21 protein-coding genes are annotated in these 21,579 nt (G+C 65.0%); 18 read left to right on the forward strand and 3 right to left on the reverse strand.

Going from position 1 to position 21,579, the window contains the following annotated elements:
* Positions 1-47: 47 nt before the first annotated feature.
* Genes uxaC through JMF82_RS00500 form a run of 3 tightly spaced genes read right to left on the reverse strand, consistent with a single transcriptional unit; the run spans position 48 to position 3,744 of the window.
* The gene (gene uxaC / locus JMF82_RS00490) at positions 48-1,475 is read right to left on the reverse strand and encodes a glucuronate isomerase (RefSeq protein WP_201312574.1); all 1,428 of its coding nucleotides are present in this window, start codon (positions 1,473-1,475) and stop codon (positions 48-50) included.
* 36 nt (positions 1,476-1,511) lie between these two features.
* Positions 1,512-2,504 (reverse strand): endo-1,4-beta-xylanase, encoded by a 993-nt coding sequence (locus tag JMF82_RS00495; protein ID WP_236585217.1) that lies wholly within the window; start codon positions 2,502-2,504, stop codon positions 1,512-1,514.
* Between the two features lie 4 nt (positions 2,505-2,508).
* Positions 2,509-3,744, reverse strand: a complete 1,236-nt coding sequence (locus JMF82_RS00500) for an MFS transporter (RefSeq protein ID WP_236585228.1) — start codon at positions 3,742-3,744, stop codon at positions 2,509-2,511.
* 464 nt (positions 3,745-4,208) lie between these two features.
* Here JMF82_RS00500 and JMF82_RS00505 point away from each other — a divergent pair, with 464 nt between their 5' ends.
* The 18 genes from JMF82_RS00505 to JMF82_RS00590 all read left to right on the forward strand — a co-directional run bounded on the left by JMF82_RS00505 (position 4,209) and on the right by JMF82_RS00590 (position 21,507).
* Entirely contained in the window at positions 4,209-7,109 is a 2,901-nt protein-coding gene (locus JMF82_RS00505) for a TonB-dependent receptor (RefSeq protein ID WP_201312633.1), read from the forward strand.
* Between the two features lie 127 nt (positions 7,110-7,236).
* Complete coding sequence (locus JMF82_RS00510; RefSeq protein ID WP_201312577.1) at positions 7,237-8,721, forward strand: MFS transporter; 1,485 nt, start codon at positions 7,237-7,239, stop codon at positions 8,719-8,721.
* A 32-nt stretch (positions 8,722-8,753) separates the two neighbouring features.
* A complete protein-coding gene (locus tag JMF82_RS00515) occupies positions 8,754-9,770 on the forward strand; it encodes a glycoside hydrolase family 43 protein (RefSeq protein ID WP_201312578.1) in 1,017 nt (338 codons plus the stop codon).
* 7 nt (positions 9,771-9,777) lie between these two features.
* Complete coding sequence (locus JMF82_RS00520; protein ID WP_201312579.1) at positions 9,778-10,599, forward strand: aldose epimerase; 822 nt, start codon at positions 9,778-9,780, stop codon at positions 10,597-10,599.
* A 208-nt stretch (positions 10,600-10,807) separates the two neighbouring features.
* Complete coding sequence (gene ppk2, locus JMF82_RS00525) at positions 10,808-11,629, forward strand: polyphosphate kinase 2 (RefSeq protein ID WP_201312580.1); 822 nt, start codon at positions 10,808-10,810, stop codon at positions 11,627-11,629.
* Between the two features lie 46 nt (positions 11,630-11,675).
* Complete coding sequence (locus tag JMF82_RS00530) at positions 11,676-11,930, forward strand: hypothetical protein (protein WP_201312581.1); 255 nt, start codon at positions 11,676-11,678, stop codon at positions 11,928-11,930.
* A gap of 149 nt (positions 11,931-12,079) precedes the next feature.
* On the forward strand, positions 12,080-12,442 hold the full coding sequence (queD, locus tag JMF82_RS00535; RefSeq protein WP_201312582.1) for a 6-carboxytetrahydropterin synthase QueD: 363 nt from the start codon (positions 12,080-12,082) through the stop codon (positions 12,440-12,442).
* Positions 12,443-12,595: 153 nt separating this feature from the next.
* Positions 12,596-12,982 (forward strand): phasin family protein, encoded by a 387-nt coding sequence (locus JMF82_RS00540; RefSeq protein ID WP_201312583.1) that lies wholly within the window; start codon positions 12,596-12,598, stop codon positions 12,980-12,982.
* Positions 12,983-13,231: 249 nt separating this feature from the next.
* Positions 13,232-13,597 (forward strand): hypothetical protein, encoded by a 366-nt coding sequence (locus JMF82_RS00545; RefSeq protein ID WP_236585218.1) that lies wholly within the window; start codon positions 13,232-13,234, stop codon positions 13,595-13,597.
* 3 nt (positions 13,598-13,600) lie between these two features.
* A complete protein-coding gene (atpB, locus tag JMF82_RS00550) occupies positions 13,601-14,434 on the forward strand; it encodes a F0F1 ATP synthase subunit A (protein WP_201312584.1) in 834 nt (277 codons plus the stop codon).
* Positions 14,435-14,511: 77 nt separating this feature from the next.
* Positions 14,512-14,799 (forward strand): F0F1 ATP synthase subunit C, encoded by a 288-nt coding sequence (gene atpE / locus JMF82_RS00555; RefSeq protein ID WP_038622390.1) that lies wholly within the window; start codon positions 14,512-14,514, stop codon positions 14,797-14,799.
* An 81-nt stretch (positions 14,800-14,880) separates the two neighbouring features.
* Positions 14,881-15,351 carry a F0F1 ATP synthase subunit B gene (locus JMF82_RS00560; protein ID WP_201312585.1) on the forward strand — a complete coding sequence of 157 codons (471 nt, stop codon included), beginning with the start codon at positions 14,881-14,883 and terminating at the stop codon, positions 15,349-15,351.
* Between the two features lie 3 nt (positions 15,352-15,354).
* Positions 15,355-15,888, forward strand: a complete 534-nt coding sequence (locus JMF82_RS00565) for a F0F1 ATP synthase subunit delta (RefSeq protein ID WP_201312586.1) — start codon at positions 15,355-15,357, stop codon at positions 15,886-15,888.
* A gap of 278 nt (positions 15,889-16,166) precedes the next feature.
* Complete coding sequence (atpA, locus tag JMF82_RS00570; protein WP_201312587.1) at positions 16,167-17,717, forward strand: F0F1 ATP synthase subunit alpha; 1,551 nt, start codon at positions 16,167-16,169, stop codon at positions 17,715-17,717.
* Positions 17,718-17,870: 153 nt separating this feature from the next.
* Complete coding sequence (gene atpG, locus JMF82_RS00575; RefSeq protein WP_201312588.1) at positions 17,871-18,791, forward strand: F0F1 ATP synthase subunit gamma; 921 nt, start codon at positions 17,871-17,873, stop codon at positions 18,789-18,791.
* A 155-nt stretch (positions 18,792-18,946) separates the two neighbouring features.
* Entirely contained in the window at positions 18,947-20,359 is a 1,413-nt protein-coding gene (gene atpD / locus JMF82_RS00580) for a F0F1 ATP synthase subunit beta (RefSeq protein WP_201312589.1), read from the forward strand.
* Between the two features lie 118 nt (positions 20,360-20,477).
* Positions 20,478-20,903 (forward strand): F0F1 ATP synthase subunit epsilon, encoded by a 426-nt coding sequence (locus tag JMF82_RS00585; RefSeq protein ID WP_201312590.1) that lies wholly within the window; start codon positions 20,478-20,480, stop codon positions 20,901-20,903.
* An 85-nt stretch (positions 20,904-20,988) separates the two neighbouring features.
* A complete protein-coding gene (locus JMF82_RS00590) occupies positions 20,989-21,507 on the forward strand; it encodes an energy transducer TonB (RefSeq protein ID WP_236585219.1) in 519 nt (172 codons plus the stop codon).
* The last annotated feature ends 72 nt before the right edge of the window (positions 21,508-21,579 follow it).

Consider the following 21,579-nt stretch of genomic DNA (forward strand, 5'->3'; position numbering starts at 1 on the left):
GCCCGGGTGTCCCATCCGGCCTGGATGGGACGCCGCGCAGGTACAGATCAGCCGAGCTTGTAGGCCTTCTTGGGCAGGCGGTAGGCGAGATCGACGGCCACCTCGACCGCTTCGTCTTCGTCCATGCGGTGCTCGGCCACCAGCCTGGCGAGGATCGCGCAGTCGATGCGGCGGGCCACGTCGTGCCGCGCCGGAATCGACAGGAAGGCGCGCGTGTCGTCGTTGAAGCCGACGGTGTTGTAGAAACCACCGCTGGCCAGGGTCTGCTCGCGGAAGCGCCACATGCCTTCCGGCGCATCGTGAAACCACCAGGCCGGGCCGAGCAGCAGCGACGGATAGTGGCCGGCCAGCGGCGCCAGCTCGCGGCTGTAGGTGCTCTCGTCCAGCGTGAACAGGATGAGCCGGAAGTTCGGCTCGTTGCCGAAGCGGTCGAGCAGCGGCTTCAGCGCGTGGACGTACTCGGTGCGCAGCGGGATATCCGCGCCCTTGTCGCGCCCGTAACGCTCGAACAGGCCGAGGTTGTGGTTGCGGAAGCAGCCGGGATGCAGCTGCATCACCAGGCCGTCTTCCACGCTCATCGCCGCCATCTCGGTGAGCATCTGCGCGCGGAACAGCTCGGCCTCCGCAGCGGATGCCTTGCCGCGCACCACCGTATCGAACAGGCGGGCGGCCTCGGCGGGCGGGAGGTTGGCCGTGGCCGCGCTGGGATGCCCATGGTCGGTGGAGGCGGCGCCCATGCCCGCGAAATATGCGCGGCGCTGGCGGTGCGCACGCAGGTAGCCACGCCAGTCGTACACGTCTTCGCCGGTGAGTTCGCCGAACTGCTGCAAGGCGGAGGGAAACTGCTCGTGCTCGGGGTCGATCACGGCGTCGGGCCGATATGCCGTGATCACGCGGCCCCGCCAGCCGCTGTCGCGGATGGCCGCATGGTGCTCCAGCGGATCCAGCGGCGATTCGGTGGTGGCGATCAGCTCGATGCGGAAGCGTTCGAACAAGGCGCGCGGCAGGAAGCCGGGCTGGCGCAGCGCGTCGTTGATATGGTCGAAGTACAGGTCGGCCGATGCCGCATCCAGCCGCACGCGGAGGCCGAACACCTCATGGAACACATGGTTCAGCCACATCGACGAAGGCGTGCCGCGGAACAGCTGAAAGCGTTCCGCGAACACGCGCCACGCCTGGCGCGGGTCAACCTCGGCACGCGAGCCGTCGGCACGTGGAATGCCCAGCGCATCCAGCGGCACGCCCTGGCTGTAGAGCATGCGAAACACGTAATGGTCCGGCACCAGCAGCAGTTCCGTCGCGTTGGCGAACGGCGCGTTGAGCGCGAACCACGCGGGATCGGTATGGCCGTGCGGGCTGACGATCGGCAGCGTCGCCACCTGCGCATACAGGCGCCGCGCGATCGCGCGCTGCAAGGGATCGGAGGAGAACAGGCGATCTTCGTGCAGCGCCAGTGGTTGGGGTCCGGTGGTCATGGCAGGGCTTCGATGGCGTGAAGGAAACGGCGCGGTTCAGCGGGCGGGAACGACGGGCGAGCGGTGCACATACTCGCGCAACCAGGTCAGCGCGGGACGCTCGCCGCCGTTCTTGTCGATCAAATAGGCACCCTGCCGGTCGCGCCAGAGACCGGGGCGAAAGCCCCACAGCGTGATGCCGCGTACGTCGGGATGTTCCCAGAACACCGGAAACACCCGCTGGTAGTCCTTGAGCTGCTGCGCATCGCTGCGCCCGTCGATGTCCAGCTCGGTGATGTAGATCGGCAGCCCGGTGGCTGCCAGGCGGTCGAGGTTGGCGCGATGCATCGTCATGGGTACGTCCGGCGTCGTCTCGAAGGCATGCTCCTGCAGGCCGATGCCGTCGAGCAGGTGTTCCTTCTGCAACAGCGCGATGATCGCCAGATACTGGCCGGTGCTCTTCGCGCTGCGCGTGATGCTGTAGTCGTTGATCAGCAGCCTGGCATGGGGAAAGCGCTGGCGGGCCATCCGGAAGGCAGTGAGTATCCAGTCCCATCCCGTGCCGCCATTGCCGCCGAGCGCGCGGGCATAGTTGCCGCTGTCCTTGCGCCTGCCGGAGGGCGGATGGTGCAGCGCCTCGTTCACCACTTCGACGAAATCGGCGTCGGGGTAACGCTCGGCGAGCGCGTCGAACCAATGGTCGACCGCCCTGCGCTGCTCGTCAGGCGGCAGCGTGCGCACCCATGCGGGCTGCTGCTGGCCCCACACCAGCACGTGCAGGTGGAACGGGAAGCCGTGGTCCTTGGCGAAGCGATAGGCTTCGTCCAGCGCCGACCAGTTCATCGTGCCGCGCACGGCTTCCACGCTGGCCCATTTGCCGGCGTTCTCGGGCGTCACCTTGTTCCAGTAGCCGGCGAAGCCTTCGGTTTGCAACGCACTGTAGGCGCTGCCGAGGAATTTCTGCTGCCCCGCGGCCAGCGGCGTGCCCTCCGCCCGCGATGCAAGCACCGCCAGCGCCAACGTCAACCATCCTGCAAGCCCTGCTTTCACGGCGTCACTCCCCCTGAAGTTTCGTTTGGACGTCCAGATGTACCGGCTCAAGCGTAGGGGCCAGACCATGCACGATGGCCAGCGCGACCAGGTAGGCGCCGCCGGCCAGCATGAATACCGGCACGTAGCTGCCGGTCAGTTGCAGCAGCAGTCCGATGACGGTGGAGATGAGCATGCCGCCCACCGCACCGGCAAACCCGCCGATGCCGACGACCGAGGCCACGGCGCGGCGAGGAAACAGGTCCGAGGCGAGCGTGTAGACATTGGCCGACCAGCCCTGGTGCCCCGCCGTGGCGAGGCCGACCAGGGCGACGGCAAGCCATACATTGTCCGCCTTCGCCGCGAACACGATCGGCACCACCAGCAACGCGCACAGCAGCATGGCGCCCTTGCGCGCACGGTTGATGCTCCAGCCACGCCTGATCAGCCGCCCGGCCAGCCAGCCGCCCGCGATGCTGCCCACGTCGGCGAGCAGGAACACCGTGATCAGGGGCGGCCCCAGTTCCAGCAGGCTCAGTCCGTACTGGGCGTGCAGGAACTTGGGCAGCCAGAACAGGAAGAACCACCAGATGGGATCGGTGATGAACTTCGCGGCCGCCACCACCCATGCCTGCCGGTGCCGCAACAATTGGGACCACGACAGGCGCGCGGCGGAAACCCCCGGCTCACCGCCGATGTGGGCGCGTTCTGCCGCTGAAAGCCCCGGCTGCTGGTCGGGCGTGCGATAGGTGAGCAGCCACGCCACCAGCCAGGTGGCGCTCAGTGCGCCCGTGCACAGGAAGGCTGCCTGCCAGCCCCAGCGGGCCGCCACCAGCGGCGCCATGATCGGCGCCACGATCGCACCGATGTTCGAGCCCGAATTGAAAATGCCGGCAGCCAGGGCGCGCTCGCGTTGGGGAAACCATTCCGCCACGGCCTTGATCGCCGCGGGAAAATTCCCCGATTCGCCCAAGCCCAGCGCGAAGCGCGCCGCCGCGAAACTCAGCACGCCGGTGGCCAGCGCATGGCTCATGGCGGCCAGGCTCCAGATGCCGATCGCCAGCGCATAGCCGATGCGCGTGCCGAAGCGATCGATCACCGCGCCCGCGCACAGCAGGCCCAAGGCATAGGCTGCCTGGAACGCGGTGATGATGCTGCTGTACTCGAGCTCGCTCCAGCCGATCTTTTCCTGCAGGAACGGTGCGAGCACGCCCAGCACCTGGCGATCGATGTAGCTGATCGTGGTCGCCGCCAGCAGCATGGCGCAAACGCGCCAGCGGTAACGGCTGACCGGCGCCGCGACCGCATCGCCGTGCGTGGACACTGCACCGACAGGTGGCACGTGCGCGTGTTCGGAGCCGGTGCTGCATGGACTGCCTTGCATCGTGATGTCTCCCCTCGTCACCGTGACTGCGGATGGGTCGCACGGTGATAGCGCTACCATTATTGGCGTGGCAAATCGCGAAAGTCACGAGCGTCCGCAGCATCTCTCCGTTCAGCAAGAAAACCGCCTAAAACAGGCTTTTTTATCGTGTCTCGCGCAGCGCACGCGTTGATTGCTGCCCTGCAGCGTGCACCACCAAATTGTTAGCGCTACCTTTTCGGCGCATTCGCGGGGGAGGACGCAAGACCGCGTAGCTGTTTCAAGCAAAAGCCGATCACCCGCAGGTGCCCGCCATGGCGCCTCGGGGAGGATTACGCGACCAGAATCGAGAGGGGAGTATGGTGCAGACCCAATTCGCAAAAACGCTGTTGTCGAGCGCTCTGAGTCTTGCCTTGTTTGGCGCGGTGGGGGCCGCACAGGCACAGGAGCAAGCCCAGGCACAGCCCGCGGCAACACCGGCACAGTCCAACGCGCAGAGCAGCGACCAGACGCAAGGCAACGCCAGCCAGGCCGGCCCGGCCAAGACGCTGGGCGCCGTGAACGTCAGCGGCAGCTACCGCAGCAGCATCCAGTTCTCCACCGACGCCAAGCGTGACGCCACCAACGTCACCGACTCGGTGTTCGCCGAAGACATCGGCAAGTTTCCCGATACCAATATCGCCGAGTCGCTCACCCGCGTGCCGGGCGTGCAGCTGACCCGCGACGTGGACGGCGAGGGCGTGAACATCCAGATCCGCGGCCTCGGCACCGACTTCACCAAGATCATGCTCAATGGCGACCAGCTCGCCGTGGCTTCCGCGGGCGGCTTGAATTCGCAGAACCAGAATCGCGAAGTCGACCTCGACCTGCTGCCGACCGAGTTCTTCACGCAGCTCACCGTCAACAAGACACCGACGCCGGGCATGACCGAAGGCGGCATCGCCGGCGTGGTGGACATGCGCACCACGCGTCCGTTCGACAACCCGGGCACGCATCTCACCTATTCGGCGCAGGGTTCGTACAACTCGATCGGCAGCGACATCAAGCCGCGCGGCTCGCTGATCGGCAGCTGGACCAATGCCTCCAACACCTTCGGCGCGGTGGTTGGCATCACTGGTGCGCGCAACGACTACGATGTGCGCGGCTTCGAAACCATCGGCTGGACGACGCCGCAGCTCAACGCCGCGCAGTGCGGCACGGCCTCGGGCGGCTGCAGCCCGGCCGGTGGCAGCTGGATCATCCCCAAGACGGTGCCCGCGGGCGCGGGCCTGGGCCTTGCCGCCGGGCAGACCATCGACAACGCATGGCTGCTCGCGCACAACCCGGGGTTGACCACCTCGCAGATCGCCAACGCGCTGATCCCACGCCTGGGTCGCGATGCCTATGTGGACGGCACCAACGACCACCAGTCGGCGATGGCCTCGCTGGAGTGGCGTCCGAGCGACGCGGCGCACTTCTACCTCGACACGCTGTTCTCGCAGAAAGAGCGCCACTTCGATCGCCTGGACATGAACCTGATCGGTCGCAGTGGTCAGATGATCCCGACCAACATGCAGGTCGACCAGAACAACGTGGTCACCCAGGCCGACTTTGCCAACGCGCAGTACTTCCTCGAATCGCGTCCGTACGACCAGCACACCAAGTTCTACAACATCAACCCCGGTGGCGAGTTCCTGTTCGGCTCCAACCAGAACATGAAGCTGGACTTCCAGGGCTATGTGCAGCGCAGCTGGTATCGCCAGTACGCGCCGTCGATCGACGTGCAGTCGCCGCTGGGCCAGAACATCACGGTCAACTACGCCAATACCGGCGGCAACTACCCGACCATCTCGCCCAGCGCGAACCTCAACGATCCCAACCTGGGCTGGGGCTACTACCGGGTCAACATCCAGAACGAAACGCGCACCACCGAGAACAAGGGCACGCGCGAGGATTTCCAGTGGGGTGACGACAGCAACAACCTGCGCGTCGGCGTCGCGTACGACGACATCTCGCGCGAGATCAAGGCTTACGACAACAGCTCCGCCTGGGCCAATGTGGTGCAGGCCACCGTGCCGGCCAATGGCTGGCCGCAGTACGTGAAGCCCGGTCCGGACGGTTTCATCGCGGTGGACTATGCCGCGCTGATGGCCGCCACCAACTACGACTACCTCAACGCCACGGCGCCGCTGACCACCGCGGCGGCCAGCGGCGCCAATGCCGGCAACATCGAGGAAAAGACCTGGGCGTGGTACCTGGAAGGCAACGGCAAGTTCGACCTGGGCGGCCACGAGCTGCGCGTGAACGGCGGCGTGCGCCATGCCTCCACCGACCAGACCATCGCGGGCCCGTCGACCATCGGCACGCAGCTCGAATACATCACGCTGAAGAACTCCTACGACTACTACCTGCCGTCGTTGAACCTGGCATTCAACGCCGCCGATGACGTCGTGTTGCGCCTGGCCGCGTCGCGTTCGTTGACGCGTCCCGACCCCAGCGCGATGGTGCCCAACACCAACTTCAGCGACCCCTCGGCGGAAACCGCCACGCAGGGCAATCCGAAGCTGGCGCCGTACCTTTCCACCAACCTGGACCTCGGTGGCGAGTGGTACACCGGCCACGAGGGCTATGTTGCGCTGGACCTGTTCGGCAAGCGCATCAAGGGCTTCACGGTCAGCGGCACCAACCTGATCCCGTTCTCGCAGCTGGGTATTCCCTACAGTGCGCTCACCGCGACGCAGCAGCAGGCGATCGACCTGCGCGGCGGCCCGTCGGCGGCGCAGGTGCAGGTACAGCAGCAGGTGAATGCCGACGGCACGCTGCTCATCAAGGGCGCGGAGGCGAACTGGGTGCAGCCGCTGGACTTCATCGTGAAGGGCCTGGGCGTGCAGGCCAACTACACCGTGACCTCGCAGAAGAGCGTGGGCAGCGGCGTGGCGGCGCAGGCCATCGGCATCTCGCCCCACACCTATAACCTGACCGGTTACTGGGAGGGCTACAACACGATGGTCCGCCTGTCCTATACGTGGAACTCGGCGCAGATCAGCTCCACCGCCAACCAGAACGGCCTGCCGTTCGCGCAGATCAAGACGGATGCGCGTGGCCAGCTCGACCTGTCGGCCAGCTACCAGTTCGTGGACGTCATGTCGAAGCCGATGATCACCTTGAACGTGATCAACATGACCAAGCAGAACTTCCGGCAGACGCTCACCTACGACAACGCGGCGTATACCTATTACACCCCGGGCTATACGATCATGCTGGGCGTGCGCGGAACGTTCTGACCGGTTTCGCGTGTGCAGTATCCGCGGCCCGGCCGGCGCTCACCGGCCGGGCCGCGACGTGTGGCGGGCCGGCCTTCGGGCGGCTCGTCACGTTGGTCTCGGCCTGCAGCGGTATCCAATGGCGCGCATGAACAACACCTCGCAGACCCTGCCGGTCATCGAAAAAATCGGCTACAGCCTTGGCGATCTCGCGGCGAACCTGATCTTCCAGACGCTGGTGACCTTCCTGGCGTTCTTCTACACCGACGTGTTCCGCATCCCCGCGGGCACGGCGGCGACCCTCATCTTCGTCGTCGGCCTGCTTGGCGCGTTCGTGTTCACGCCGGTCATGGGCCTGGTGGCCGACCGCACGCGCACGCGTTGGGGCAAGTTCCGTCCCTGGGTGCTGTGGACGGCCATTCCGTTCGGCGCCTTGTCCCTGCTCGCCTTCAGCACGCCTTCGCTGGGCGAGGAGGGCAAGGTCGTGTACGCGATGGCGACGTACACGGCGCTGGTCTTCATCTATGTCGCCAACAACCTGCCCTATTCGGCCCTGAGCGGCGTGCTCACCGGCAGCATGGCCGAGCGCAACAGCCTGTCGGCCTATCGCTTCGTGGCGGTGATGGTGGCGCAGTTCATCATCCAGGTGCTGCTGCTGCCGCTGGTGTTGATCCTGGGCGATGGCGACAAGGCGCGCGGCTTCCACAACACGATGACCATCTTCGCCATCGTGGGCACGGTGTTCTTCCTCATCACCTTCTTCACCACCCGCGAACGCATCGTACCGGTGAACACGCAGTCATCGAGCGTGCGCGACGATCTCGCCGACCTGCTGCGCAACCGCCCCTGGCAGATCATGCTGGCGGTGACGGTGCTGCTGTTCATCAACCTCGCGTTGAAGGGCGGCATGTACATCTACTACTTCAAGTATTACCTCGACGAGGCGCAGCTCTCGGCCTTCCTCGATCGCGTGGGCTTCAACGGATTCATTGTGGCGCTCAACAGTGGCCTCACCCATGTGGGGCTGACCGAATTCCGCTGGCCGAAGGACGCGCCCACCTCGGCCTTCAGCCTGTTCAACGCGCTGGGGATCATCTTCATGATCGTCGGCATCGGTTTTTCCAAGCGCCTTGCCGACCGGTTCGGCAAGCGCGACGTGTTCGGCGGCGCCTTGCTCGCCTCCACGGTGTTCCTGCTGGCGTTCTACGTGTACACGCCGGCCTCGATCGGGCTGGTGGTGGGTTCGTACATCCTGCACGGCTTCTTCTACGGCATCACCATCCCGTTGCTGTGGGCGATGATCGCCGACGTGGCCGATTATTCGGAGTGGAAGAACCAGCGTCGCGCCACCGCCATCATCTTCTCGGCCATGCTGTGCGGGCTGAAGGTCGGCTTGAGCGTCGGCGGCGCGATGGTCGCCGGCATCCTCGCCCACTACGGCTACGTCGCCGAGGCGGCCTCGCAGTCGCCGGGCGTGGTCAACGGCATCCGGCTCACCGTCAGCCTGTTCTGCTCGCTGCCTTTCCTGCTCGCGGTAGGGTTGCTGTTCTGCTATCGCATCAACAAGTCGATGGAGCTGCGCATCGAGCAGGAGCTCGGCGCCCGCCGCCTTGCCGCCGGCCACGCGGCCTGAGCGGACATCGATGACAGCCACCAGGGTCTACCATGTCGGACGACACGCCATCCCCCGATCTCGCCGCGCTGGCGGCGCGCGCCATCTCGCCGCCGCTGGTGACGCACATCTACACGGCCGATCCCTCCGCGCACGTCTTCGACGGGAAGATCTACATCTATCCGTCGCACGACATCGAGGGCGGCGTGCCGTTCAACGACAACGGTGACCACTTCTGCATGGAGGACTATCACGTCTTCCGCATGGATTCGCCCGAGAGCGAGGCCGTCGACTGCGGCGTCGCGCTGCACGTGAAGGACGTGCCCTGGGCCGAGCGCCAGATGTGGGCGCCGGACGCGGCGCGCAAGGACGGCCGCTACTACCTCTATTTTCCCGCCAAGCGCAGCAATGGCCGGTTCCAGATCGGGGTGGCCGTGTCCGACCGCCCGGAGGGGCCGTTCGCGCCCGAGCCCGAGGCCATCGTGGGCAGCTACTCCATCGACCCGGCCGTGTTCGAAGACCGCGACGGCGCCTTCTATATGTACTTCGGCGGCATCTGGGGCGGACAGCTGCAGAAGTACCGCGACAACGTCTACGCCCCCGGGCACGAGGAACCGCAGGCGCATGAGCGGGCCCTGGGGCCGCGCGTCGCGAAGCTTTCGGAGGACATGAAGTCGTTTGCGGAGGCGCCGCGCGAAATCACCATCGTGGATGAACACGGCCAGCCGTTGCTCGCCGGCGATCACGACCGACGCTATTTCGAAGGGCCGTGGATGCATGCGTACCGCGGCAAGTACTACCTGTCGTATTCGACCGGCGATACGCATTTCCTGTGCTATGCGACCAGCGACAGTCCGTACGGCCCGTTCACCTATCGCGGAAAGATCCTCACCCCGGTGGTCGGTTGGACCACGCATCATTCGATCTGCGCGGTGGGCGATCGCTGGTATCTCTTCTATCACGACGCCATCTTGTCGGGCGGCGTGACGCATCTGCGCTCGATCAAGATGGTGGAGCTGGCGTACGACGCCCATGGCGACATCCTCTGCCTGCATCCCTATGGCGAGTGAGCCCGGCATGGCGACCAGCGATGCCGCGCTGGCGCCGATGGCGCCGGGTCCCCTGGTAGGACTCGCCCATGGGGTGCTGGAAGTGGTGGTGGCGCCAGCCGCGGGCGGTCGCATAGCCCAGATCCGATACGACGGGTTCGACTGGCTGGTGGGCCACGACGAACACACGCAGGCGATGATCGCCTGGGGCAGTTACCCGATGCTGCCATGGGCCGGTCGCGTGCGTGGCGGCCGCTTCGACTGGCAGGGGCGGCCCCATACGCTGCCCGCCACCCTCGGCGGGCACGCCATCCATGGCGTGGGCTTCGCGCTGCCATGGCGGATCGAGGCGCATTCGGACAGCGGCGTCGAACTGGCGCTCGAGCTCCCCATGGACGAACGCTGGCCTTTCGGCGGCCATGCGCGCCAGCGCATCGAGGTCGGCGAGCGGGCGCTGCGCATGGAGCTGTCGCTCACGGCCGGCGCAGCGGCCATGCCGGCGGTCATCGGCTGGCATCCCTGGTTCCGCAAGCCCGATCACCTGGAGTTCGAGCCGAGCCGCTGCTATCCACGCGACGCGGAGGGCATCGCGCATCTCCCTCTGATCGATCCGCCGCCGCCGCCCTGGGACGACTGCTTCCTCAATGACCGGCCGGTGATCCTGCATCGCGGTGGGCAACGCCTGCGGCTGACGTCCGACAGCGAGCATTGGGTGGTCTATGACGAAACCCGCCACGCCACCTGCGTCGAGCCGCAGACCGGGCCGCCCGATGCATTCAATCTCGGGATGGCCGCCACGCTGGCGCCGGGCGCCATGCTCCGCGCCTGGTTCCGCCTCGAATGGCTGTAGCTCGCGCGGGCGGGCAAGGTGCGGCCGCGATCGCTTGACGAAGGCTTGATGGGCCAGCTGTCAGGCTTGCAGGCATCGAGGTCCGCATGTCGACCGTGCGGGCCGGCGGGGCGCCGCCGCACAAACGGCGGCGCTGTCGTGCGTGTCGTCCAATGGGGTGTTACCGAAGTCGTTGCAGATGATCTCTCACCGCGGGAGGTGCAATGCCATGGCAAAGGGCAAGAAGGCGCCGGAAACGGCCGCATCGGCCGAGGACACCAGGCTGACGGGCAAGGCATACGACAACGAGCTGGCCAAGCTCCATGTCGAGCTGGTCAAGCTGCAACTGTGGGTGCAGAAGAGTGGCACGAAAATCTGCATCGTCTTCGAAGGCCGCGACGGCGCGGGCAAGGGCGGCACCATCAAGGCGATCACCGAGCGCGTGAGTCCGCGCGTATTCCGCGTCATCGCGTTGCCGGCGCCCACCGAGCGCGAGAAGAGCCAGATGTATATCCAGCGCTACCTGCCGCATCTGCCGGCTGCGGGCGAGATCGTGATCTTCGACCGCAGCTGGTACAACCGCGCGGGCGTCGAGCGGGTGATGGGCTTCTGCAGCGAGGAGCAGGTCGAGAGCTTCTTGCGCGTCGCGCCGCTGGTGGAGCGCGGCATCGTGCAGTCGGGGATCATCCTGCTGAAGTACTGGCTGGAGGTCAGCGAGGAAGAGCAGACGCGCCGGCTCAAGGGCCGCATCCACGACGGACGCAAGATCTGGAAACTCTCGCCGATGGACCTGAAGTCGTACAGCCGCTGGTACGACTACTCGCGTGCCCGCGACGACATGTTCACGGCCACCGACACGCAGTTCGCGCCATGGCTCGTGGTGGATTCCAACGACAAGCGACGCGCGCGCCTCAACATCATCGCAGACCTGCTCAGCCGCATTCCCTACGAGGAAGTGGATCGGCCCAGGATCGAGCTGCCCAAGCGCCAGAAGCGCGGCGACTACCGCGAACCCGACTACCCCTTCCGCTTCATTCCGCAGAAGTACTGACTTTCGCCAGCGGCGGCGAGGCTGGCCATTGGCAGGAGGAACGACCATGTTGCGTCTATTGCTGGGCAACATCGCACCCGGGACCTCGGACGAAGAGCTCGGCGCGTTCCTGGCCAAGTATGGTTTCCCGGCATGGGACGACATCGAGCATGTACCCGGTGACGGTTCACGGCCCGCGGTGATGCTCGCCTTTGGCGACATCAGCGAAAAGTCGCTGGAGAAACTGAGTCACCGGATCCATCACATGTTCTGGAAAGGGCGCGAGCTCAACGCCATGATCATCGGGCAGTACATGCCCTGACAATGGCGCATGCGGGGGTTTCAGCGGGCGCAGCATGCACGCCTCGCGGCTGGCTGCATCAGGTCGACGTCGCCGTTCTTGCGCATCGACGGGCGCGTCCTCCCGTCGGCGGCGGAACCGCGGTCCGGCGCAGGCGGTAGAATGCCGCCATGCATATCTTCAAAGTCTTCCATATCGAAGCCGCGCACCGGCTCCCCAACGTGCCGCCCGGCCACAAGTGCGCGCGCCTGCACGGGCACTCCTTCAAGATCGAGATCCACGTGGCCGGCGAGCCCGATCCCGCGATGGGCTGGGTGATGGACTTCGCCGACGTGAAGGCCGCCTTCGCGCCGCTGTTCGACCAGTTGGACCACCACTACCTCAACGACATCGAGGGCCTGGAGAATCCGACCAGCGAAATGCTTTCGCGCTGGATCTTCCGCCATCTGGAGCCGGCCCTGCCGGGCTTGGACAAGGTGGTCGTGCACGAGACCTGTACCTCGGGCGCCAGTTGTAGCCGCGACAGTTTTTGACGCATCGCAAAATTTCTTGATGCTGACGTAATTGACAGTTTCAATTGAAATTTTTGTGACAAGGCGGCTCGTTCAGGAAAAATATATTGCACCGCACAAAATGACTTGGTAGGCTCTCTGCCACTACCCCCATTCCCTTCGAGGGACCAAGTCATGACGCAGCAACTCAACACCCAGGTTTTTGCCTACGCCAAGCAGCTGGCTGACAGCGCCTTCAAGGCACAGTCGGTGGCGCTCAAGGGTCTGGAAAAGGTCGCCGAGCTGCAGATCAAGGCGCTTGAAAAGCAGGCCGAAGCCGCTTCCAGCTTCATCAGCGATGCCCTCGAAACCCGTGACATCGATGGTCTGCGCGCCCTGTGGGAAAAGGCCACTGCCGCCAGCCGCGAGAACGCCGAGCGCGCCGTCGCCGTCACGCAGGAAATCATCGCCGTGACGCAGAAGACCGCCGAGTCGCTCACCGCGCTGGCGCAGGAACAGCAGCAGGCCGCCAACGACGCCGTCGCCGCGCCGGTCAAGAAGGCCGCGGCTGCCGCCAAGTAATACCGCTTTATCGGCGCAACGCCTCTTCCCCCCAGTTGCGTCGCGGGGCCGGACGACTGTCCGGCCCTTTTTCTTTGCCCGGTTCGCAGGATCTCGCGAAGGATTCGTGAACGGGTGAGCGCTTGGACAAGTTGTCGCATCAAGCGCGGCTTGTCGCTGTAAATGCCCCGCTGATATACTTTTTCAGATTGGACCGTGGCCCGCAGATGGTTCGGTGCCGCCTAGGGCGAAACCGCGCGGGAGCGTCACGTGCTCAATAGTCTTGCTTCCGGTCGTCGTCTGGCGCTGCGCATTATCTTGCTGCAGCTTGCCGTGGCGGCGATCGTGGGTCTCACCTTCCTGATGCAGGGGCGCCGCGAGGCATTGGCGGCCGCTGCCGGCGCCACCGTCGTGGCGCTGGGTACCGCGCTTCTGGCGTGGCGTACCTTCGCCGGGTTGGGTGGTGGCGGCATGACGATGTGGCGCGTGATGTCAGGCATGGTCCTGAAGTGGATCGTGATCTTCGGAGGGCTGATCGCGATCCTGGGTCAATGGAAATTACCGCCACTAGCTGCCATCACGGGGCTGGTGGCTGCTTACGCAATAAATTTGCTGGCGTTCAGATTCAAGGGCTAACACATGGCAAGCGAGCCGCAGGGCGGACTAACTGAATACATCCAGCATCACCTGCACCACAACACGGTGAGCCTGGGTGACAGCCCGTTCATGAAGATCCACCTGGACTCGATCCTGGTGGCCTTCCTGCTGGGCGCCCTGTTCTGCCTGTGGTTCTGGCTCAAGGCCCGCAAGGCCACTTCGGGCGTGCCCTCCAAGGGCCAGGCCTTCGTCGAGATCATCGTCGAGTTCGTCGACACCCAGGTGAAGGACACCTTCCACGGCGACCGTCGTACGGTCACGCCGCTGGCGCTGTCCATCTTCATGTGGGTGACCTTCCTCAATGCGATGGACCTGCTGCCGCTGGACGCCCCGAGCTGGGCGGTGAAGACCGCCGCGGGCACTGAAACCGCGCACCACACGTTCTTCCGCTGGGTGCCGACCGCCGACATCAACACCACCGTGGGCCTGGCGCTCGCCGTGTTCTTCATCGTGCTGGGCCACGGCATGAAGGCCAAGGGCGCGCTCGGTTTCGGCAAGGAGCTGATGACCGCGCCGTTCCATGCGCACAACCCGGTCGTCGTCGCCATCCTGGTGCCGTTCAATTTCCTGCTCAACGTCGTGGAATACCTGTCCAAGCCGGTGTCGCTCGCCATGCGACTGTTCGGCAACATGTACGGCGGCGAGCTGGTCTTCATGCTGATCGCCGGCCTGTTCGCGGGCTGGATCAGCTTCCTGCCGGGTGTGATCTTCAACACCGCATGGGCGATCTTCCATATCCTGATCATCCTGCTGCAGGCCTTCATCTTCATGATGCTGACCATCGTGTACATCGCCACGGCGCGTGAGCATCACTGAGTTCTTGTTCCATCCGGTTTCGCTTTAAATCCGCTTCGCTTTAACCACTCTTTAGAAAGATTCATCAGGAGATTTCCATGAACCTCGTCGAACTCGTCGCTCACGTCCAGGGCCTCACCGCCATCGCCATCGGCGTCATCATCGGCCTCGGCGCTCTGGGCGCTTGCTTGGGTATCGCCATCATGGGTTCCAAGTTCCTCGAGTCCGCTGCCCGCCAGCCGGAACTGGTCCCGCTGCTGCAGGGCCGCATGTTCCTGCTCGCCGGCCTGATCGACGCGGCGTTCATCATCGGCCTGGCCGTGGCGCTGCTGTTCGCGTTCTCGAACCCGCTCATCGCCGCCCTCAAGACCGCCGTCGGCGGCTAATCGGCGAGAAGTGTCGCCGCAGCGTGACCGCGCTGCGGCGATCGGCGGTTTAACGCGTTACCGGAGTTAATTGGAAAGCTCATGGATATCAATCTGACTTTCCTGGGCCAGATGGTCTCTTTCGCCATCCTGGTCTGGTTCACCACCAAGTTCATCTGGCCGCAGCTCAATCACGCGATTGAAGAGCGCCAGAAGAAGGTTGCCGACGGTCTGGCTGCCGCCGAAAAGGCGCGCGCCGAGCTGAAGGACGCCGATGCCAAGGTCGCCAACGAGATCAAGCTGGCCCGTCAGCAGGCCAACGAGATCATCGAGCGCGCCCAGAGCCAAGCCAACCAGATCGTGGACAAGGCCCGTGCCGAAGCCATCACCGAGGCCAACCGCCTGAAGGCCAACGCCGCGGAAGAAATCGTCAGCATGCAGCAGCGTGCGCGCGAAGAACTGCGTGGCTGGGTCGGTCGTCTGGCCGTCCAGGGGGCGGAGAAGATCGTGCAGCGCGAAGTCGACGCGTCGGCCCACAAGGCCATGCTCGACCAGCTCGTCGCCGAGATCTAAGCCATGGCCCAGGCAATCACCCTCGCCCGTCCGTATGCACGTGCAGCCTTCGAGCTGGCCCATGGGGCCGGCTCGCTTGGCGCATGGTCGCAGGCGCTGGCGTTCGCCGCCGAAGTGGCGAAGGACGCGCGCGTTGCCAATCTCGGCAACGATCCGCGCGTCCAGCCCGAGCAGCTGGTGGCCATCCACCTGCCGCAGGGCATGGCCGCCGATGCGCCGTTTGCCCGTTTCCTGGGTGAGCTGGCCGAGCACCGCCGCATGGCCCTGCTGCCGGAAATCGCCGCACTGTACGAAGAGTACAAGCGCGAATCCGAGTCGCAGCTGCTGGTGAAGGTGACCAGCGCGTTCGCGCTGGATGCCGCGCAGGCCGAGCAGCTGAAGGCGTCGCTCAAGCGTCGCTTCAAGCGCGAGATCGAGCTGGAGACCAGCGTCGATGCCTCGCTGCTTGGCGGCGTGGTGATCGACACGGGCAGCGAAGTGATCGACGGCTCCGCACGCGGGCGCCTGTCGCGCCTGACCAGCGCGCTGACGCACTGAGTTTCACGCGAAGTCCGTTTCGCGAAGAGCAGAATCCGGTCATCCGTGGCCGGACGACACAAAGATTTAAGCGAAGTCCATTTCGCGAAGAGAAAAACCGGCCATCCCTGGCCGGACAATCCAAGTTTCATGCGAAATCCTTTTCGCAAAAGAGCAAAAACCGGCCATCCATGGCCGGACGACACAAAGATTTAAGCGAAGTCCATTTCGCGAAGAGAAAAACCGGCCATCCCTGGCCGGACTCTTCAAAAAAGACTCAAATTTCAGGATATCGACCCATGTCCAGCTCCACCTTGAACCCGTCTGAGATCAGCGAACTGATCAAGAGCCGCATCGAGCAGTTCAAGCTCGGCGCGGAAGCACGCAACGAAGGCACGATCATCAGCGTGTCCGACGGCATCGTGCGCATCCACGGCCTGGCCGACGTGATGCAGGGCGAAATGATCGAACTGCCGGGCAATGCCTATGCGCTGACGCTGAACCTCGAGCGTGACTCGGTCGGCGCCGTGGTGCTGGGCGAATACCAGCACCTGCGCGAAGGCGACACCGCCAAGACCACCGGCCGCATCCTCGAAGTGCCGACCGGTCCGGAACTGCTCGGCCGCGTGGTCGACGCGCTGGGTAACCCGATCGACGGCAAGGGCCCGATCAACGCCAAGACCAGCTCGCCGATCGAGAAGGTCGCGCCGGGCGTGATCTGGCGTAAGTCGGTCGACCAGCCGGTGCAGACGGGTTACAAGTCCGTCGACTCGATGATCCCGATCGGCCGTGGCCAGCGCGAGCTGATCATCGGCGACCGCCAGACCGGCAAGACCGCGCTGGCCATCGACGCGATCATCAACCAGAAAGATTCCGGCATTAAGTGCATCTACGTCGCGATCGGCCAGAAGCGGTCGTCGATCGCCAACGTCGTGCGCAAGCTCGAAGAGAACGGCGCGCTGGCCAACACCATCGTGGTCGTGGCCTCGGCGTCCGAGTCGGCCGCCCTGCAGTACATCGCGCCGTACTCCGGCTGCGCCATGGGCGAATACTTCCGTGACCGCGGCGAAGACGCGCTGATCATCTATGACGACCTGTCCAAGCAGGCCGTGGCCTACCGCCAGATCTCGCTGCTGCTGAAGCGTCCGCCGGGCCGCGAAGCCTACCCGGGCGACGTGTTCTACCTGCACTCGCGCCTGCTCGAGCGCGCGGCTCGCGTCTCCGAGGAGTACGTCGAGAAGTTCACCAACGGCGAAGTGAAGGGCAAGACCGGTTCGCTGACCGCGCTGCCGATCATCGAAACTCAGGCCGGTGACGTGTCCGCGTTCGTGCCGACCAACGTGATCTCGATCACCGACGGCCAGATCTTCCTGGAAACCGACCTGTTCAACGCCGGCATCCGTCCGGCCGTGAACGCCGGTATCTCGGTGTCGCGCGTGGGCGGTGCCGCCCAGACCAAGATCGTGAAGAAGCTGTCCGGCGGCGTGAAGCTCGCCCTGGCGCAGTACCGCGAGCTGGCTGCGTTCGCGCAGTTCGCCTCGGACCTCGATCCGGCGACCCGCGCCCAGCTGGACCGCGGCGTGCGCGTGACCGAGCTGATGAAGCAGTCGCAGTACGCGCCGCTCTCGATAGCCGAACTGGCGCTGTCGGTGTACGCCGCCGAGAAGGGCTACCTGGACGACCTGCCGGTCAACAAGGTGCTGGCCTTCGAGAAGGGCCTGCACGCCTTCATGCACCAGAACCACGGCGACCTGATGAAGAAGATCGTCGCCACCGGTGACTGGAACGGCGAGATCGAAGGCGTCTTCAAGTCCTCGCTCGACGAGTACAAGAAGACCGGTAGCTGGTAAGCGGTAAACGGTAAGTGGTGAATGGTAAACAGTAAGAGCAAGAGCGTTTCGCGCTTCGACTTTCACTGTTGAGCTTGCGCAGCAAGCGCTCCGTTCACCGCTTACAGCGCCGAAGGCGCGACTTCACAAGCGAGCAATAGCGAGCAAAAAGAGATGGCAAGCGGACGCGAAATCAAAACCAAGATCAAGAGCACGCAGAACATGCGCAAGGTGACGCGCGCGCTCGAGATGGTCTCGGCCTCGAAGATCCGCAAGGCGCAGGATCTGATGAAGGCCTCGCGTCCCTATGCGCGCGCGATGCGCAAGGTGATCTCGCACATCGCCCAGGCCAGCACGGACTTCAACCATCCGTTCCTGGTGGAGCGCGAGGGCGTGGCCCGCGTGGGCTACATCGTCATCAGCACCGATCGCGGCCTGTGCGGCGGCCTCAACGCCAACCTGTTCCGCCGCCTGCTGCCGGCCATTCGCGAATGGCAGGACAAGGGCGTGCAGGTCGACGTGGTGGCGGTGGGCCAGAAGGCCATCCAGTTCTTCCGCCGCCTCAAGGGCATCAACCTGGTCGCCACCGCCAGCAACCTCGGCGAGCGTCCCAAGCTGGAGGCCCTGATCGGCGTGATGAAGATCGCGCTGGACGCCTACATGGGCGGCAAGCTCGACCGCGTGTTCCTCGCGCACAACGAGTTCATCAACACCATGACGCAGAAGCCGGCGGTCCATGCGCTGCTTCCGCTGCCCGTGGCGGCCGGTGAAATGGCCGAGGGCCAGACGGGCTCGCCGGATTACCCGGTGGCCGGCCTCAAGCTCGAGCAGAAGCACGACTGGGACTACATCTACGAACCCGATCCGGCCACCGTGCTCGAACACGTGCTCGGCCGCTACATCGAGTCCGTGGTGTACCAGGGCGTGCTGGAGAACCTCGCCAGTGAACACGCCGCGCGCATGGTCGCGATGAAGAGCGCGTCGGACAACGCGAGCAAGGTGATCGGCGAACTGACGCTCATCTACAACAAGGCGCGCCAGGCCGCGATTACCCAGGAAATCTCGGAAATCGTGGGCGGCGCGGCGGCGGTTTAACAGCGGTCAACGGTAAACGGTCAATGGTAAACAGGAAAAGCCGGCACGACGCGGCGCTCTGCTGACCATTTACTGTTCACCATTTACGAATCAAAGCCTAGGCGCGTATATCCCGCGGCCAGGCACAAAGAATCGAATACATCCGGAGTTCCGAAATGAGCCAGGGCAAAGTTGTACAGATCATCGGCGCGGTCATCGACGTGGAATTCCCGCGCGATCAGGTGCCGCAGGTTTACGACGCGCTGAAGATCGACGGCACCGACATCACGCTGGAAGTCCAGCAGGTGCTCGGCGACGGCATCGTCCGTACCATCGCCCTCGGTTCCACCGACGGCCTGAAGCGCGGCCTCGTGGCCCGCAACACCGGCGAAGGCATCAAGGTGCCGGTCGGCAAGGCCACCCTCGGCCGCATCATGGACGTGCTGGGCAACCCCATCGACGAAGCCGGCCCGATCGGCAACGAAGACAGCTGGGTCATCCACCGCGAAGCCCCGAGCTATGACGACCAGGCCGCCGCGAACGACCTGCTCGAAACCGGCATCAAGGTCATCGACCTAGTGTGCCCGTTCGCCAAGGGCGGCAAGGTCGGCCTGTTCGGCGGCGCCGGCGTGGGCAAGACCGTGAACATGATGGAGCTCATCAACAACATCGCGAAGGCGCACTCGGGTCTGTCCGTGTTCGCCGGCGTGGGCGAGCGTACCCGCGAGGGCAACGACTTCTACCACGAGATGAAGGACTCCAACGTGCTCGACAAGGTGGCCATGGTGTACGGCCAGATGAACGAGCCGCCGGGCAACCGCCTGCGCGTGGCGCTGACCGGCCTGACCATGGCCGAGTACTTCCGCGACGAGAAGGACGAGACCGGCAAGGGCAAGGACGTGCTGCTCTTCGTGGACAACATCTACCGCTACACGCTGGCCGGTACCGAAGTGTCCGCGCTGCTCGGCCGCATGCCGTCGGCGGTGGGTTACCAGCCGACGCTGGCCGAGGAAATGGGCGTGCTGCAGGAGCGCATCACCTCGACCAAGACCGGTTCGATCACCTCGATCCAGGCCGTGTACGTGCCCGCGGACGACCTGACCGACCCGTCGCCGGCCACCACCTTCGCCCACCTGGACGCGACCGTGGTGCTCTCGCGCAACATCGCCGCGCTGGGTATCTACCCGGCCGTGGACCCGCTGGATTCCACCAGCCGCCAGCTGGACCCGAACGTGATCGGCGCCGAGCACTACGACGTGGCCCGCCGCGTGCAGGGCACCCTGCAGCGTTACAAGGAGCTCAAGGACATCATCGCGATCCTGGGCATGGACGAGCTGTCGGAAGACGACAAGCTGGCCGTGGCCCGCGCGCGCAAGATCGAGCGCTTCTTCTCGCAGCCGTTCCACGTGGCCGAAGTGTTCACCGGCTCGCCGGGCAAGTACGTGCCGCTGAAGGAAACCATCCGCGGCTTCAAGATGATCGTGGACGGCGACGTGGACCACCTGCCGGAGCAGGCGTTCTACATGGTCGGCGGCATCGACGAGGCCATCAAGAAGGCCGAGGAAATGGGCGCCAAGAAGGCGGCGTAAGCCGCTTCTTCAGGGAATCGAGAATGGGGAATAGGGAATAGTTAAAGCGCCGCACGCTGCCACATCCTGCTTCCGATTCCCTCAATCCCTATTCCCCGCGAGCAAAGCGAGAACACCAATGAGTCATACCCTTCGTGTCGACATCGTCAGCGCCGAAGCCGAGATCTTCTCGGGCGAAGCGCAGCTCGTGGTCGCCACCGGCGAGATGGGCGAACTGGGCATCGCGCCCCGCCATGCGCCGCTGATCACCCGCCTGAAGGCCGGCCACGTCGACGTGGTGCTGGGCAACGGCGAGCGTCAGCAGTTCTGGGTGTCGGGCGGCATCCTGGAAGTGCAGCCGCAGGTCGTCACCGTGCTGGCCGACACCGCCGCGCGCGCTTCCGACCTGGATGAGGCCGCGGCCCAGCGTGCCAAGCAGGAAGCCGAAGACGCGCTGGCCAATCGCACCGACGCGGTGGAAATCGCCGAAGCGCAGGCCAAGCTTGCCGAGGCGATCACCCAGCTGCAGGCGCTTGAGCGCCTGCGCAAGACGCTCAAGCACTGAGTCCACGGCAACGTGGCATGGAAACGCCGGCCTCGTGCCGGCGTTTTTGTTTAGTCTGGCTGGCAACGCGAGAATGCCCCCAGCCATGCCTTACATCGGACTGCGCCTTCGCCATCTGTGCCTGGCTGCCGCCACGGTCGTGCTCGCGTGCTGCGCCAGCGCATCGCCCCGGCATGCGGGGGCAGGCTCGGCATCCGCCCTGGCCGTGCGCCACATCCCACTCGCACTGGGCCAGACGTCCACCGGCGCGACGCCGCGGGAGCAACCCCTGCCGGGCTATCCACCCGCCTTGCGGATGCTGCATCTGCCGCCGCAGGACGTCGAGGTTCGGCTCGCGGTGGACGCCCGAGGCAAGGTGAGTGAGGTGCACGTGCCGAACGAAGCACAGGCCGATCCGCCTCACCGCCTGTTCATCGATGCCGTGCGCGAGGCGGCCATGCGCTGGACCTTCGTGCCATGGCGGACGCGGCAATGGGCGGCCGACGCCAACGGCGAAGCGCATTCAGTCGGCGATCACGCCCAGCCATTCGAAGTGGGTTATGTATTTCGCTTCGCGATGAACGGCGACGTGCCCGTGGTCGACGTGCACGCGGCAACGCCATGAGCCGCCCCGCTTACGCCATACGGACGACTGAAGCCGTTCGGGTAGCGGCTGTTATGCTCCTTCGCCACTTAC

This window comes from Dyella sp. EPa41, assembly GCF_016586165.1.
Classification (GTDB): Bacteria; Pseudomonadota; Gammaproteobacteria; order Xanthomonadales; family Rhodanobacteraceae; genus Dyella.

What these genes read in the sequence shown, in the direction of transcription:
- uxaC (WP_201312574.1), bottom strand. Translation starts at nt 1,475, where the DNA reads ATGACCACCGGACCCCAACCACTGGCGCTGCACGAAGATCGCCTGTTC.
- JMF82_RS00500 (WP_236585228.1), bottom strand. Translation starts at nt 3,744, where the DNA reads ATGCTGCTGGCGGCGACCACGATCAGCTACATCGATCGCCAGGTGCTG.
- JMF82_RS00510 (WP_201312577.1), top strand. Translation starts at nt 7,237, where the DNA reads ATGAACAACACCTCGCAGACCCTGCCGGTCATCGAAAAAATCGGCTAC.
- JMF82_RS00515 (WP_201312578.1), top strand. Translation starts at nt 8,754, where the DNA reads ATGTCGGACGACACGCCATCCCCCGATCTCGCCGCGCTGGCGGCGCGC.
- JMF82_RS00520 (WP_201312579.1), top strand. Translation starts at nt 9,778, where the DNA reads ATGGCGACCAGCGATGCCGCGCTGGCGCCGATGGCGCCGGGTCCCCTG.
- ppk2 (WP_201312580.1), top strand. Translation starts at nt 10,808, where the DNA reads ATGGCAAAGGGCAAGAAGGCGCCGGAAACGGCCGCATCGGCCGAGGAC.
- JMF82_RS00530 (WP_201312581.1), top strand. Translation starts at nt 11,676, where the DNA reads ATGTTGCGTCTATTGCTGGGCAACATCGCACCCGGGACCTCGGACGAA.
- queD (WP_201312582.1), top strand. Translation starts at nt 12,080, where the DNA reads ATGCATATCTTCAAAGTCTTCCATATCGAAGCCGCGCACCGGCTCCCC.
- JMF82_RS00540 (WP_201312583.1), top strand. Translation starts at nt 12,596, where the DNA reads ATGACGCAGCAACTCAACACCCAGGTTTTTGCCTACGCCAAGCAGCTG.
- atpB (WP_201312584.1), top strand. Translation starts at nt 13,601, where the DNA reads ATGGCAAGCGAGCCGCAGGGCGGACTAACTGAATACATCCAGCATCAC.
- atpE (WP_038622390.1), top strand. Translation starts at nt 14,512, where the DNA reads ATGAACCTCGTCGAACTCGTCGCTCACGTCCAGGGCCTCACCGCCATC.
- JMF82_RS00560 (WP_201312585.1), top strand. Translation starts at nt 14,881, where the DNA reads ATGGATATCAATCTGACTTTCCTGGGCCAGATGGTCTCTTTCGCCATC.
- JMF82_RS00565 (WP_201312586.1), top strand. Translation starts at nt 15,355, where the DNA reads ATGGCCCAGGCAATCACCCTCGCCCGTCCGTATGCACGTGCAGCCTTC.
- atpA (WP_201312587.1), top strand. Translation starts at nt 16,167, where the DNA reads ATGTCCAGCTCCACCTTGAACCCGTCTGAGATCAGCGAACTGATCAAG.
- atpG (WP_201312588.1), top strand. Translation starts at nt 17,871, where the DNA reads ATGGCAAGCGGACGCGAAATCAAAACCAAGATCAAGAGCACGCAGAAC.
- atpD (WP_201312589.1), top strand. Translation starts at nt 18,947, where the DNA reads ATGAGCCAGGGCAAAGTTGTACAGATCATCGGCGCGGTCATCGACGTG.
- JMF82_RS00585 (WP_201312590.1), top strand. Translation starts at nt 20,478, where the DNA reads ATGAGTCATACCCTTCGTGTCGACATCGTCAGCGCCGAAGCCGAGATC.
- JMF82_RS00590 (WP_236585219.1), top strand. Translation starts at nt 20,989, where the DNA reads ATGCCTTACATCGGACTGCGCCTTCGCCATCTGTGCCTGGCTGCCGCC.